Source organism: Pseudomonas sp. m6p, assembly GCF_055760375.1.
In genome coordinates, this window is record NZ_CM147084.1 from 6231374 (window position 1) to 6244442 (window position 13069).

Annotated in this window: 13 protein-coding genes; 11 read left to right on the top strand and 2 right to left on the bottom strand. The window is 58.9% G+C overall.

The genetic code is table 11. From position 1 onward, the window contains the following. Nucleotides 1-10 precede the first annotated feature (10 nt). Nucleotides 11-556, bottom strand: a complete 546-nt coding sequence (gene rfbC / locus ACYZUM_RS28440; RefSeq protein ID WP_108181391.1) for a dTDP-4-dehydrorhamnose 3,5-epimerase — start codon at nucleotides 554-556, stop codon at nucleotides 11-13. Between the two features lie 147 nt (nucleotides 557-703). On the opposite strand from rfbC, the gene ACYZUM_RS28445 reads away from it, so the two are divergent. The 9 genes from ACYZUM_RS28445 to ACYZUM_RS28485 all read left to right on the top strand — a co-directional run bounded on the left by ACYZUM_RS28445 (nucleotide 704) and on the right by ACYZUM_RS28485 (nucleotide 10341). Next, nucleotides 704-3616 carry an aminotransferase gene (locus tag ACYZUM_RS28445; protein ID WP_108181392.1) on the top strand — a complete coding sequence of 971 codons (2913 nt, stop codon included), beginning with the start codon at nucleotides 704-706 and terminating at the stop codon, nucleotides 3614-3616. A 228-nt stretch (nucleotides 3617-3844) separates the two neighbouring features. Next, nucleotides 3845-4951 (top strand): agmatine deiminase, encoded by a 1107-nt coding sequence (gene aguA / locus ACYZUM_RS28450; RefSeq protein WP_108181393.1) that lies wholly within the window; start codon nucleotides 3845-3847, stop codon nucleotides 4949-4951. Nucleotides 4952-5195: 244 nt separating this feature from the next. Beyond that, nucleotides 5196-5408: a hypothetical protein gene (locus ACYZUM_RS28455; protein WP_041071305.1), complete on the top strand. Its 213-nt coding sequence runs from the start codon at nucleotides 5196-5198 to the stop codon at nucleotides 5406-5408. 237 nt (nucleotides 5409-5645) lie between these two features. Next, nucleotides 5646-6314, top strand: a complete 669-nt coding sequence (locus ACYZUM_RS28460; RefSeq protein ID WP_041071309.1) for a DsbA family protein — start codon at nucleotides 5646-5648, stop codon at nucleotides 6312-6314. A gap of 296 nt (nucleotides 6315-6610) precedes the next feature. Continuing rightward, entirely contained in the window at nucleotides 6611-7897 is a 1287-nt protein-coding gene (locus ACYZUM_RS28465; protein WP_041071313.1) for an OprD family porin, read from the top strand. A 231-nt stretch (nucleotides 7898-8128) separates the two neighbouring features. Continuing rightward, on the top strand, nucleotides 8129-8875 hold the full coding sequence (locus ACYZUM_RS28470; protein WP_007961854.1) for a 2OG-Fe dioxygenase family protein: 747 nt from the start codon (nucleotides 8129-8131) through the stop codon (nucleotides 8873-8875). 79 nt (nucleotides 8876-8954) lie between these two features. Further along, a complete protein-coding gene (locus ACYZUM_RS28475) occupies nucleotides 8955-9332 on the top strand; it encodes a GNAT family N-acetyltransferase (protein ID WP_008080517.1) in 378 nt (125 codons plus the stop codon). Beyond that, nucleotides 9329-10045 carry an AzlC family ABC transporter permease gene (locus tag ACYZUM_RS28480; protein WP_027611235.1) on the top strand — a complete coding sequence of 239 codons (717 nt, stop codon included), beginning with the start codon at nucleotides 9329-9331 and terminating at the stop codon, nucleotides 10043-10045. Before ACYZUM_RS28475 ends, ACYZUM_RS28480 begins: the two co-directional genes overlap by 4 nt. Next, the gene (locus ACYZUM_RS28485) at nucleotides 10024-10341 is read left to right on the top strand and encodes an AzlD domain-containing protein (protein WP_003220702.1); all 318 of its coding nucleotides are present in this window, start codon (nucleotides 10024-10026) and stop codon (nucleotides 10339-10341) included. The genes ACYZUM_RS28480 and ACYZUM_RS28485 overlap by 22 nt, the downstream gene beginning before the upstream one ends. Here the strand turns inward: ACYZUM_RS28485 and ACYZUM_RS28490 are convergent. Further along, entirely contained in the window at nucleotides 10258-11184 is a 927-nt protein-coding gene (locus ACYZUM_RS28490; protein WP_007961685.1) for a LysR family transcriptional regulator, read from the bottom strand. The genes ACYZUM_RS28485 and ACYZUM_RS28490 overlap by 84 nt on opposite strands. Nucleotides 11185-11924: 740 nt before the next feature. Between ACYZUM_RS28490 and ACYZUM_RS28495 the strand changes: the two genes are divergently transcribed. Both ACYZUM_RS28495 and ACYZUM_RS28500 read left to right on the top strand, forming a co-directional pair. Then, nucleotides 11925-12335 (top strand): MbcA/ParS/Xre antitoxin family protein, encoded by a 411-nt coding sequence (locus ACYZUM_RS28495; RefSeq protein WP_007961687.1) that lies wholly within the window; start codon nucleotides 11925-11927, stop codon nucleotides 12333-12335. Next, nucleotides 12332-13012, top strand: coding sequence for an RES family NAD+ phosphorylase (locus tag ACYZUM_RS28500; protein ID WP_108181394.1), 681 nt, complete (start codon nucleotides 12332-12334; stop codon nucleotides 13010-13012). The genes ACYZUM_RS28495 and ACYZUM_RS28500 overlap by 4 nt, the downstream gene beginning before the upstream one ends. Nucleotides 13013-13069 lie beyond the last annotated feature (57 nt).

The window sequence follows — 13069 nt, forward strand, 5'->3', positions numbered from 1 at the left end:
ATGCCTAGGCTCAGGCGAAGACGTCAGCGTCCTTGAGCAGCGCGCCGACCTGATCCTTGGCCGACAGCTTCGGCGCTTCGTCCAGTTGCCAGTCGATGCCCAGTGCGGGGTCGTTCCAACGAATGCTGCGCTCGGATGATGGATCGTAGTAGTTGGTGGTCTTGTAGAGGAATTCGGCGAACTCGCTCAGTACCACGAAACCATGGGCGAAGCCTTCCGGCACCCACAGTTGGCGGTGGTTCTCGGCCGACAGGCGTACGGCAACCCATTTGCCGAAGTGCGGCGAGCTGCGGCGAATGTCCACCGCCACATCAAGCACTTCGCCGGCGGTCACCCGAACCAGTTTGCCCTGGGTATTTTGCAACTGGTAATGCAGACCGCGCAGCACGCCTTTCTGCGAGCGTGAGTGGTTGTCTTGAACGAACTGGGTGTCCAGCCCTGTTGCATCCTGGAACGCCTTGGCGTTGAAACTCTCGTAGAAGAAGCCGCGCTCGTCACCAAATACCTTGGGTTCGATGATCAGAACACCGGGCAGATCGGTGGTGATTACATTCATGAGGTTTGTCCCGGATAGATGTGAATGGCCGACATTCTTGCGCAAAGCGCCGACGGATGCGAGCGCTGGAATTACCGTGATCGGGGGTTGCGCATCTACTGCAGCAATGGCGATATAGGCGCCTAATAAAATTTCAGGGGTCGTCCCATGCCGCTCGCCACGTTGATTCATCGCGCCAGTTTGCCCAGCCCACAGGTCTCTGAGGCGCAGGCCCGGCATTGGTTGGCGGAGCATTACGGGCTCAGCGGCACGTTACAGGCGCTGGGCAGTCAGCAGGATCTGAACTATCGGGTCGACAGTGAGCGTGGGCGCTTTGTCCTGAAAATCTGCCGCGGCGACTATGCACTGGTCGAGTTGCAGGCTCAGCATGCAGGCCTCAAGTACCTTGCCGAACACTCGTCAGTGCACGTACCCCGGGTGATCCCGGCCGGCAATGGCGCGGATCTGCTGTCGCTGGACTCCGATGGCGAGCCGGTGCACGTGCGATTGCTGGACTACATCGAAGGTCAGCCGCTGACGCATCTTGATCACTTGGGCCACGACGTGGTGGCCGGTTTCGGTCGGCTGTGTGGCGAGATGGATCTGGCCCTGGCCGGCTTCGATCACCCGGGCCTGCAGCGCACGCTGCAATGGGACGCGCGCCATGCCAGTGCGCTGATCAGCCACCTGCTGCCGGTGATCAAGGATGAACGCCAGCGCGCACTGATCGCGGGCGCCGCCGAGCAGGCCGAACGTCGCTTGCAGCCGCTGCAGGACAAGCTGCCGGTGCAGGCGATCCACATGGACATCACCGACGATAATGCCGTCTGGCAACGCGATGCCAAGCGTCATTGGCAATTGCAGGGCGTGATCGACTTCGGTGATCTGGTGCGCACCTGGCGCATCACTGACCTGTCGGTGACGTGCGCGGCGCTGCTGCACCATGCCGGCGGCGATCCGTTTGTGATTCTGCCAGCGGTGCAGGCTTATCACGCGGTCAATCCGCTGCAACATGAAGAATTGCTGGCGTTGTGGCCGTTGATCGTGGCGCGGGCGGCGGTGCTGGTGCTCAGTGGTGAGCAACAGGTCAGCATCGATCCGGGCAACACCTACAGCCGCGACAACCTTGAACATGAGTGGGAAATCTTCCACGTAGCGACTTCGGTGCCGCTGGCGCTGATGGAGGCGGCGATTCTCACGGCGGTCGGCCAGCCGCTGCCGGCCATTGGCGGTGAAGGTTTCGCGCCGCTGCTGCCGGAACTGGTCGGGCGGGAGTTTGCGCTGATCGATCTTGGCGTCCTGAGTCCGCACTTCGAAGCGGGCAACTGGGAGCAACCGGGCATCGATCAACGGTTGCTGACCGAAGCCGCTGCCGCGCATGGTCTGGCGGCGAGCCGTTACGGACAATATCGCCTGTCGCAGACGCGACCGGACAGTGCGGTCGAGCCCCAGACGTTCCCGCTGCACGTTGAGTTGCGCGTGCCGCAGGGTTCGGCGGTGGAAGCGCCGTTTGCCGGTGTGCTGCATCACGCGGCGGACGGTGTGCTGCAACTCGACGGACCCCAGCTCAGCGTGCGCCTGTGGGGTGTTAGCGCCTCGCTGCACAGTGGCGCGGCGCTGGTCAAAGGTCAGGTGCTGGGGTCGGTCGATGGCCCGTTGAAGGTGCAGTTGAGCCGCGTTGCGTCGCTGGATGCGCCGTTGTTCTGCAGCCCTTCGCGCGCGGTCGCATGGCAGGCGTTGTGTCCTTCGCCAGCCACGCTGCTGGGGCTGGCCTGCGATGCCGAACCGGAGCTGGACGCCAAAACCCTGCTCGAACGACGTGACGCCAGTTTCGCCCGCACGCAAAAACATTATTACGTCGACCCGCCGCGCATCGAGCGTGGCTGGCGCAATCACCTGATCGACATGCAGGGTCGCTCCTACCTCGACATGCTCAACAACGTCGCGGTGCTCGGTCATGGTCATCCGCGCATGGCGCAGGTGGCGGCGCGGCAGTGGTCGCTGCTCAACACCAACTCGCGTTTCAACTATGCGGCGGTGGCGGAGTTTTCCGAACGCTTGCTGAAACTGGCGCCGGAAGGCATGGACCGGGTGTTTCTGGTCAACAGCGGCAGTGAGGCCAACGACTTGGCGATCCGGCTGGCGTGGGCCTACAGCGGCGGCCGCGACATGCTCAGCGTGCTGGAGGCCTATCACGGCTGGACGGTCGGCGCCGATGCGGTGTCGACGTCGGTTGCCGACAACCCGCGAGCGCTGGAAAGCCGTCCGGACTGGGTACATCCGGTGACTGCGCCGAACCTCTATCGTGGCGAATTCCGTGGCCTGGATTCTGCGCCGGATTATGTACACAGCGTCGAAACGCAACTGGCGCATATCGCCGCGCAGGAGCGCCAATTGGCCGGTTTCATCTGTGAACCGGTGTACGGCAACGCCGGCGGGATTTCCCTGCCGCCCGGTTATCTGAAACAGGTCTATGCGCTGGTGCGGGCCCAGGGCGGGGTGTGCATCGCCGATGAAGTTCAGGTCGGTTACGGGCGCATGGGCCACTTCTTCTGGGGCTTCGAAGAGCAAGGCGTGGTGCCGGACATCATCTGCATGGCCAAGGGCATGGGCAACGGTCAGCCGCTGGGCGCGGTGATCACGCGTCGGGAAATCGCCGAGGCACTGGAAGCTGAAGGTTATTTCTTCTCGTCGGCCGGCGGCAGTCCGGTGAGCTGCCAGATCGGCATGGCGGTGCTGGATGTGATGGAAGAAGAAAAGCTCTGGGAAAACGCCCGGGTGGTGGGCGGGCATTTCAAGGCGCGCCTGGAAGCCTTGATCGATAAACATCCGCTGGTGGGCGCGGTGCATGGTTCCGGGTTCTATCTGGGGGTGGAGCTGATCCGCAACCGCGAGACGCTGGAGCCGGCCACCGAGGAGACCACGCTGTTGTGCGATCGCCTGCGCGAGCTGGGGATCTTCATGCAGCCGACCGGGGATGACCTGAACATTCTCAAGATCAAACCGCCGATGGTCACCTCGCAGCGCAGTGTGGATTTCTTTGTCGACATGCTGGATCGGGTACTTGAGGAAGGCCTCTAAATCAGACCCCTGCAGGAGCTGCTGCAGGCTGCGATCTTTTGATCTGGCTCTTCAAAATCAAAAGATCGCAGCCTGCGGCAGCTCCTACAGAGATTCAGATTTATATCGATAATAGTTGTTTTATTTTAGATCTCTGGATGTTTGTTGGCTTTTAATGCCGATATTTATCGGTTATAAAGTCGCCATTGCTTCGCAACCCCCTCGACGGTTCCCTGGAGTCCTGATCCGATGACCACCTTGAAAAGTACCCCGCGTGACGATGGCTTCTACATGCCGGCCGAGTGGGCGCCGCAGACCCAGACCTGGATGATCTGGCCCGAGCGTCCGGACAACTGGCGCCTGGGTGGCAAGCCGGCGCAAGCCGCGCATGCGGCCGTGGCCAAAGCCATCGCGCGGTTCGAGCCGGTGACGGTTGCCGTGTCGGCCGGTCAGTACGAGAACGCTCGTGCACGCCTCGATGTACCGAATATTCGGGTGGTCGAGATGTCCAGCGATGACGCCTGGGTGCGCGACAGCGGCCCGACTTTCGTCATCAACAACAGCGGCGAAGTGCGCGGTGTGAACTGGGATTTCAATGCCTGGGGCGGGTTTGAAGGCGGTCTGTATTCGCCGTGGAACCGTGATTCGCAGGTCGGTGGCAAGATCCTCGAAATCGAGCGCAGCCCACGTTATCGCACCGAAGGTTTTGTGCTGGAAGGCGGTTCGATTCACGTCGACGGTGAAGGCACGCTGATCACCACCGAAGAGTGCCTGCTCAACCACAACCGCAATCCGCATCTGGGTCGCGAAGAGATCGAAGCGGTGCTGCGTGACAATCTGTCGGTGGATAAGATCATCTGGTTGCCGGATGGCCTGTTCAACGACGAAACCGACGGCCATGTGGATAACTTCTGCTGCTACGTGCGCCCGGGCGAAGTATTGCTGGCGTGGACCGACGATCCGCAGGATCCGAATTACCCGCGCTGCCAGGCCGCAATGAACGTGCTGCAAAGCAGCACCGACGCCAAGGGCCGCCCATTCACGGTGCACAAGATGCCAATTCCAGGGCCGCTGTACGCGACCGAAGAAGAGTGCGCCGGTGTCGATCCGATGGACGGTACCCAGGAACGCAACCCTTCCGTGCGCCTGGCTGGTTCCTACGTGAACTTTCTGATCGTCAACGGTGGCATCATCGCGCCGAGCTTCGACGATCCGATGGACGCGCCTGCGCGGGAAATCCTGCAGAAGCTGTTCCCGCAGCACGAAGTGGTGATGGTGCCGGGCCGCGAATTGTTACTGGGCGGCGGCAATATCCACTGCCTTACCCAACAGCAGCCAGCCCCGCACAAAGAGTGAGTTGAGACGTAACAGCCTGAGTTGATTAATAAATCACCCGGGCTGCAAGTTTTTTGCGATGGGTGCGAAGAAGCCCGCGGTCCTGCTGGACCGCGGGCTTCTTTGTATCCGCCTGTCGACAAATCGGAAACCTTGGCATAGCTCTTGTATCGGATACCGCGCACTAGGGAGGGGGGGAACTTCAACAGTTCTGTCATATACCTTGGATAACTTAGCCGCTCACGAACGGGGAGAGAGCGCTGAAATGAACGCCGAAGTGAACGTAATCAGCGAGCGGAATTTGCATCCCATGGCCGTAAACGGCGAATCGCTCCAGATTGTCGCGCACTTTTTGAAGTCCAATGGAACGCGTCAGATCAGGGAACCTGATCCGCGCCGGATGATGATTGAGCGCTATCCCGCTGACCTGTTCAGCGAGGCCGAACTGGAAGCGTTGTGGGCTGTGATGCAAGGATAAGAAAAACAACAAGGATTGGTAAAAGCGCTGCCGGGATGGCGGCGCTTTTTTATGCGCGATGGAAAACCATGGCGAACATTGAACCTGTGGGAGGGGGCTTGAAGCGGTAGCCGAACAAGGCAACCCATTCGACCGATTCGCGAAACAGTCTGAGAGCCATTCCGGCGTTTTTCCCCAATGCCCGCAGGGATAATCTGCCGCCATCGATTTTCCCCGTTTGGTTGCCGGAGTTCTCTCATGATCCTTCACTACATTTACGATCCGTTGTGCGGCTGGTGCTACGGCGCCAAACCGCTGGTGCAAGCGGCGCAGCAAGTGCTGCCGGTCGTTGCCCATGCGGGCGGAATGATGAGCGGCGCGAATCGCCAGCGTGTTTCGCCGCAACTGCGCGATTACGTCATGCCCCACGACCGGCGCATTGCCGAATACACCGGTCAGCCGTTTGGCGAAGCGTATTTCGAAGGTCTGTTGCGTGATCACTCGGCGGTGTTCGATTCAACGCCACCCATCGCTGCGGTAATGGCGGCAGAGTCCATCGACGGTCGCGGTTTGCAGATGCTCGGGTGTTTGCAGACCGCTCATTACGTGGAGGGGCGGCGGATTGCCGATGAGTCTGTACTGTTCGATGTCGCGGCGCAGATGGGTTACGTACAGACAACTTTCGTGACGGTGTTTAAGTCCGTTGATCCCCAGGCGCAGGTAAAAGCCAGTCGCGCGTTGCTGGCCCGACTCGGCGGCCAGGGCTTTCCGACATTGGCGCTGGAGCAGGACGGGCAATTCACCTTGATCGACATCAGCCCGTGGTTAGGTAAACCGCAGGCGTTTGCTGATTGGTTGGGGCAAGCGGTTGTGGCCGATGAGCCGGCTCAATCCCCTGCGCTATGCGATCTCGATGGCTGCGCGTAATCGCGCCGGATTCACTGGTTAAGCGCATTTCCGAGCAATGCGCTATCGCAAAATTTACGATTCTTAGACGATTTTTACCTATTTAAAGACGATTCTTGAAATTGACACATTATTGAGGGCGCGGCTACGATTCGGCCCAACGCCTGTGGCCAACCGCCATGACTCAAAAATAATAAAAGGGCCCGACACGGTTTTACCGTGGGCGGGTCTTTTTGTTTCGGGGTGAAAAAAGAGTGCAATAGCGCCGTTTCAGCCGTTCGACACAGCGCGTTTCAACCCGTAATAAGGAAAACAAAATGTTGAACAAGCGAATCAGTCTGATCGCACTGGGGATGTTGAGTGCCACACAGGCCATGGCTGACGGCCAGGCCGAGTCCAAGGGTTTTGTAGAAGACAGCAGCCTCAAAGTGCTGCTGCGCAATGCCTACATCAACCGTGATTACAAAGACGGCAACGCGGACAAATCCGAGTGGGGCCAAGCGGCTATCGGTACGTTCTCGTCCGGCTTCACCCAAGGCACCATCGGCGTGGGTGTCGATGCTTTCGGCCTGTACGCCCTGAACCTGGAACGCAGCGAAGATCGCAGCGGTGCCGGCGGTATCGACTTCTTCAAACGTGGCGACAGCGGCAAGCCTGCCAATGACTTGTCCAAGGGCGGCGCTGCGGTCAAATTCCGTCTGTCCAACACTGTGCTGACCTACGGTGACCAGATGCCAGCCCTGCCGGTGCTGAACTATGACAATTCGCGTCTGCTGCCGGAAAGCTACACCGGTACCTTGATCACTTCCAAAGAGATCAAAGGCCTGCAACTGGACGCCGGTCGTTTCACTGCCGAGTCGCGCAAAAGCGCTGAAGGCCGTGACAGCGGTGGTCTGAAGGCGATCAACGTGTTGGGCGGCAGCTATCAGTTCACCGAACAATTCAAGGCGGCGCTGTACGCTTCCGACGTCGAAGACGTGCTGAAGAAGCAATACGTGAACGCCAACTACGTGTTCCCGATCGACAAGGATCAGTCCCTGACCCTGGACTTCAACGGCTATCGCACCAAGCTGGACGACTCTTACGTCCGCGAAAGTGGCGCTACCGGTGATGACAACAAGATCTGGAGCCTGGCAGCAACGTTCGCCACCGGCCCGCACTCGTTCACCGTGGCGCATCAGCGCTCCACCGGCGACAGCAACCTGGGCTACGCCTACGGCGGCTATCAGAAAGAGCAAGGTCGTGTCGGTGACGGTGGCAACACCATCTACCTGGCCAACTCCTACTGGTCGGACTTCAACGCTGAAGACGAGCGCAGCTGGCAGTTGGGTTACGGCCTGGACTTCGGCGCATTCGGCGTACCGGGTCTGAGTTATAACTTCGCTTATGTGCGTGGCGACAACATCACCACCTCCACCAGCGAAGGCGGCACCGAGCGCGAGATTTTCAACCAGGTCAAATACGTCGTACAAAGTGGTCCGGCGAAAGACTTGAGCGTGAAATTGCGCAGCTCGATCCTGCGCGTGTCGCAGAAATCCAGCGAGTACAACGTCAGCGGCAACGAGCTGCGTGTATTCGTGGACTACCCGATCAACATCTTCTGATGAACGATCCGGTGTAAGAAACATGAGAAAACCCCGACTGGCTCGGGGTTTTTTTTCGAAGACTTTTCTGCGAAAACTGGAAAAAACCCGTGTTTTTGTCACCTGAAAGTGGTTTTCAAGCGCCTTCAAGTACTGTTTCAAACGGGGCTTTAAATGCCTGAAATTCTTTCTCATGGACGCAAATTCTCCACCTAATAGATTAGGCCGCTCAACGCAGCGGAGAATTTGGTAATGATCGTTTTGAACAGAGAAGTGGGCGAATCGCTACGGCGCGACAAATATGTCAACGTCCAGGGTGGTGACTTCAATCTCTACGGTCATTTTGCCGACTTCGTCAGACTGACCAAAAGTTGGGAAAACATGGAGCCAGACAGTTATTACGGTCAGGCCGAAGCCGGCATGCGTTACCGTCGTTACAGCGACTTTGAATACAACCCGAAAACACGTGAGCTCAAGCAACTCGAGCATCGCGCCTACGTGCAGTCGAAGGAGAACAACGCCTACGTGGGCGGTGTTGTGCGGCATTTTCAGGACTTCTCCGATGAAGTGATCACTTCGCCGGTGATGCGCAGCCTGATCGACACCGATTTTGAAGTGTACAAAAGCGTGCTGCCGGAAGAACTGCACGATGAAATCTGGCAGTGCCAGATCCATCAGATCCGCATCGAGATCAAACCCGGCAAGCAACTGGAAATCACCCCGGAAGGGATTCACTGCGACGGTTATCCGTTCAGCGGCGTGCACTTTTGGGGGCGCAACAATGTCGAGGGCGCGGAAAGTCGTCTTTACGATATCCACGAGCATCAATTGGCGTCGACCACCTACCAGGAAATTCTCGACACCACCTACTTCCTTGACCGCGACATGCGCCACTACGTGACCCCCGCGCGCAACACCCACACGCATGCCATGGCGTACCGGCAGATTCTGGCGATTTCCTTCTCGCGGCCCGGGACCGCTTTCGACATTGTTCGCTAATCAGATCACCCCAATCGACGGCGTCGAGTGCTCGACGCCGGTGGTGCTGCGACGTGCCACCGCCAAAGACGCGCAGCGCATGGAGCGCTTCTTCCGCCAGTTCGACGAAGTGTCCTTCTGTGAGTGGCAAGATGCCAAATGCCTGCGCGGTGTGTTGATCCAGAAGACCACCACCGCCTATCTGGCCTTCGACGTCGCGGGCGAAATCGTCGGTGCGGTGCTCGGCGGCATGCTCGGCAGTCGCGGCACCATCAACCACTTGGCGGTCAGCCCACGCTATCGCAGCCAGGGCGTCGGCCAGCGGCTGGTGGAAGCGGCGTCGTCCGACATGAAACGGGTCGGTGTATTACGGATGTTTCTGTTCGTCGACGATGCTAACCTCGCGGGCAAGCGATTCTGGACTGCCCAGGGTTTTTGCGAACCCCACGGCGAGCGGACATTTGAGAGGGATCTATGAATGAAACGTCCGGCAGTGCGCCGCTGATGGCTGCCCATCAGCCATCGCGCACGTTTGCCGAAGCCAGCCCGGTGGTGGCCGGTTACTTCACGGTGTCGTTCGTGTTCGGGCTGATGGCGGTCAATGCCGGGCTGCCGATGTGGCTGCCGGTGGCGATGTGCTTGTTCGTCTACGCCGGCGCTTCGCAATTCGCCGCACTGGCGCTGATCTCCAGTGGTGCGTCGCTGACCACCATCGTGCTGACTACCTTCCTGATCAATGCGCGGCACATGCTGATGTCGGTGTACATGGCCAAGGCCCTGCGCGCATTGGGCCTGAGCCGCATGGAACGCTGGGCCTACGCCGGTGGACTGACCGACGAATCCTTCGCGTTTCACAGCGTCAAACTGGGCACCGGCGCGCCGGTCAACATCCGTTACCTGATCGGCTTCAACCTGTTCTGCCACACCTCATGGGTGCTGGGCGGATTGTTGGGCGCCGTCTGCGCGCAATATGCGTCGCACCTGATCAAATATCAGCTCGATTACGCACTGACCGCGATGATGCTCTACGTGCTCGTGTCGCTGTGCAACACCCGCAACAAACTCATCGCCGCCGCGGCTGCCGTCGTTTGCATGGGCGCGCTGAGCCTGGTCGGCACTTCGCCATTCAACGTATTCATCGCCACGTTTGTGGGCTGCGGAGTGGGTGTATGCCTGACCAAACGTTCCTGATCCTGGTGGTCGCGCTGATGATGGCCGTGACCTTCCTGCCACGCGCGCTGCCGCTGCAAGTCAACACCGAGCACTGGCCGCCATTCGTTGCGCGGGCGCTGGAATACCTGCCGGTGGCGATCGTCGCTGCGATCAGCCTGACACCCTTGTTGATCAAGGATCAGCACCTACAGCTCGATCGCCCGGAATTTTATGCAGCCATTCCGACGTTGTTATGTGCGTATTTCAGCAAAAACCTCTTTCTCAGTGTGGCGGTTGGGACGGCTGCGTACATTGCGCTCGGCTCGTTCATGTAGCGGCAGATCGACCACGTCGTTCAGGGCCTGCCCTGACAGGTTAGGGTTGTTCACCGCCAGACGCACTTCGAGAAAATCCTCGAAACCGGGGAAGATCGTCAGGCCGTTCTTTTGCGCGGCCTCACGCGACACCATGCCGACTGCGTCCATCTGCGTGATCAACGACAGCGTCAGGGTCTCGCTGCAGGAATAAACCATGCGCTGACCGTTCTCGTGATTGCCCAGTCCGGCGTCGAGAAAACGCAGGAAGCTGTGGGAATACGGACAATCTTCCGCAGGACGCACCTGAAACTTGTTGCCCAGCAACGTCAGTGGATCGTTTTCCTGCCCGCAATGGGCACCGACCACCTGCACCTGCACATCCGGCAAAACAATGCTCGGCAAACCCGGCCGCTGCGGGCCGATCAGCACCGCGAGGTCAAAGTCCTCATTCTTCAGCTTGCTGAGGTTTTCCATCGACTCGGCGTAGCTGAATTCCATCTGGTAATCGGGAAACACCTCAATCAGGCGTCCGATCATTCGCCGGTTGAAGTCAGACGACAACGTGTTGTTCAACGCAACCTTCAATGTGCGCTGGCCGGGTACCTTGAGCGCCTCGACCTTTTCTTCCATCTGTCGCGTGGCAATCAGCACTTTGTCCATGTAGGGCGTCAGCTCCGTGCCTTGCGGCGTCAGCGTCAGCCCTTTGTTGGAACGTCGAAACAAGCGGAAACCGAACTGCTCTTCGACCTTGTTCAACTGCGCGGCCAGGGCCTGCACAGTCAGGCACGAATGCTCGGCTGCGGCCGACAACGAGCCGGTCTGCACGATGCGCATGAGGTTGCGTAAGGTTCTGCTATCCATGGGTAATGCCCTCTGAAGTGGGCTGGGTATTGTTGTTTACGAGACTGCCGGTCCGGCGTCATATGCCGGCTATATTCCAGCACCTGAGCATAGTTGTCGCGGGTTTAGTAGCGAATTGATGTCCCTGCCGATGGCTGGAAGCTGACACAGGATCGGGATTTTTGATGACGTGAGGGTGATTGGGGTCAAGAAAAGTGCGTGGTTTTGGTGCGCTGGGAGGGTTTTTCGAGGAGAAACGGCTTATGGCTCCTGTAATTTCCCCGGCGAGATATGCGCATATTTTTCAGCTTTGAGCGCGAGTGCCCTTAGCATCAGGGATGCTTTCCAATTTCGTCTTCACCAGTTTGTTGCGACTCTAGAGCCGCCATTCACGGGGCGCTGAAGAGCGTCCGCATGTGAATGCACATAGGCAAAATTCGCCAGCACTTCGACTAGGCAAGCGAAATGCTCAAATAAACCAGGCAATAAAAAACCGACATTGCTGTCGGCTTTTTGCTCCCTTGAACAAGGGTAGAGGTCTCACCCGAGCGCTGATCTTCAGGTCATCAACGGGGTTCCTAACGCCGACTATCGCCACCTGATGGCACTCGGTTTCGCGCTCTTGAGGCAGATCCTCTGCCACGGAACATTAACGTGTCAACTTGGAAATTCTTAGGCGTTTATTCGTATACGAATAATTTCATGTAAAAAATTCATATGTGTACTACGCTCATCTTGCGGACCCGCTTAGAAGGACGACCATGCCTACCTCATCCCCAGCCCTCACCCCGCGTGAACAACTCGACGTCCCCGAAGCCGGGCGCGTCGCGCTGAAGTTTTTCTTCAATCTCATGGAGCGCTGGGGTTGCAACGCCGAACAGCAGCGCACTTTGCTGGGCGGCGTCGGCAACACCACGTTCTACAAGTACAAACACCTGCCGCCGAACATTCGCCTGCCGCACGACACGCTGGAGCGCATCTCGTATCTGATGGGCATTCACAAGGCCTTGAGCATCATCTTCAGCAACAGTCGCGAGCGTGCTTATACGTGGGTCAGCAGCCCCAACACGGCTGCGCCATTCAATGGCCGGACCGCGCTGGATTACATGCTGGCGGGGAGGGTGGTCGACATCGCCGACGTGCGCCGCTACCTCGACGGGGTGCGCGGTTGAAGGCCCCGCCGCTGGCTGAGCCGCAATGGCCCAAGGCCTACCGGATCGTCAACAGCAGCTTCCCGCCGATTGCGTTGTTCGAAGACGTGCTCGACCCCGAAGACCTGGAAGTCGCCTACGCGCTGGAAGCACTGACCAATGATCGCCTGATCGAGCAGGCCGGCGTCCTCGCCCGTGTGCGCCCCGAAGACCGGCTCTCCGGCCCCGGTTCAACCCCGGTGATGGCGGCGTTTACCCACATCGGCAAAAGCAGCCGCTTCACCGATGGCACCTTCGGCGTCTACTACGCCGCCAGCAGCCAGGCCGCGGCCATCGCCGAAACCTGCTATCACCAGGAGCGTTTCCTCGCAGCCACCCACGAAGCGGACCTTGAGTTGACCATGCGGACTTACGTCAATCGGGTGGTTAAGCCGCTGCACGATGTCCGTGATGGTTTTGCACATTTGCATCAACCCGATCCGGAAGCCTATGGTCCGTCACAGGCGTTTGCCCGACAACTGCGCGAGTCTGAATCGTGGGGAATGCTCTACAACAGCGTGCGTTTGCCGGGCCACGAATGTGTCGCTGCGTTCCGGCCGCCAGCGGTGTCGATTCCGAAGCAGGGCAAACATCTGCGTTATGTGTGGAGTGCGAGTCAACGCAGGATTTCGTTTGTGTTTGAAATCAGTCAGGTTTGAAGCGCGATCTTATTCGGCAGCCTGCTCGTAGCCGACCTGAGCAACCGAATGAGAAAA

What these genes read in the sequence shown, in the direction of transcription:
- ACYZUM_RS28485 (WP_003220702.1), top strand. Translation starts at nt 10,024, where the DNA reads ATGCCTGACCAAACGTTCCTGATCCTGGTGGTCGCGCTGATGATGGCC.
- aguA (WP_108181393.1), top strand. Translation starts at nt 3,845, where the DNA reads ATGACCACCTTGAAAAGTACCCCGCGTGACGATGGCTTCTACATGCCG.
- ACYZUM_RS28455 (WP_041071305.1), top strand. Translation starts at nt 5,196, where the DNA reads ATGAACGCCGAAGTGAACGTAATCAGCGAGCGGAATTTGCATCCCATG.
- rfbC (WP_108181391.1), bottom strand. Translation starts at nt 556, where the DNA reads ATGAATGTAATCACCACCGATCTGCCCGGTGTTCTGATCATCGAACCC.
- ACYZUM_RS28490 (WP_007961685.1), bottom strand. Translation starts at nt 11,184, where the DNA reads ATGGATAGCAGAACCTTACGCAACCTCATGCGCATCGTGCAGACCGGC.
- ACYZUM_RS28495 (WP_007961687.1), top strand. Translation starts at nt 11,925, where the DNA reads ATGCCTACCTCATCCCCAGCCCTCACCCCGCGTGAACAACTCGACGTC.
- ACYZUM_RS28475 (WP_008080517.1), top strand. Translation starts at nt 8,955, where the DNA reads ATGGAGCGCTTCTTCCGCCAGTTCGACGAAGTGTCCTTCTGTGAGTGG.
- ACYZUM_RS28445 (WP_108181392.1), top strand. Translation starts at nt 704, where the DNA reads ATGCCGCTCGCCACGTTGATTCATCGCGCCAGTTTGCCCAGCCCACAG.
- ACYZUM_RS28480 (WP_027611235.1), top strand. Translation starts at nt 9,329, where the DNA reads ATGAATGAAACGTCCGGCAGTGCGCCGCTGATGGCTGCCCATCAGCCA.
- ACYZUM_RS28465 (WP_041071313.1), top strand. Translation starts at nt 6,611, where the DNA reads ATGTTGAACAAGCGAATCAGTCTGATCGCACTGGGGATGTTGAGTGCC.
- ACYZUM_RS28470 (WP_007961854.1), top strand. Translation starts at nt 8,129, where the DNA reads ATGATCGTTTTGAACAGAGAAGTGGGCGAATCGCTACGGCGCGACAAA.
- ACYZUM_RS28460 (WP_041071309.1), top strand. Translation starts at nt 5,646, where the DNA reads ATGATCCTTCACTACATTTACGATCCGTTGTGCGGCTGGTGCTACGGC.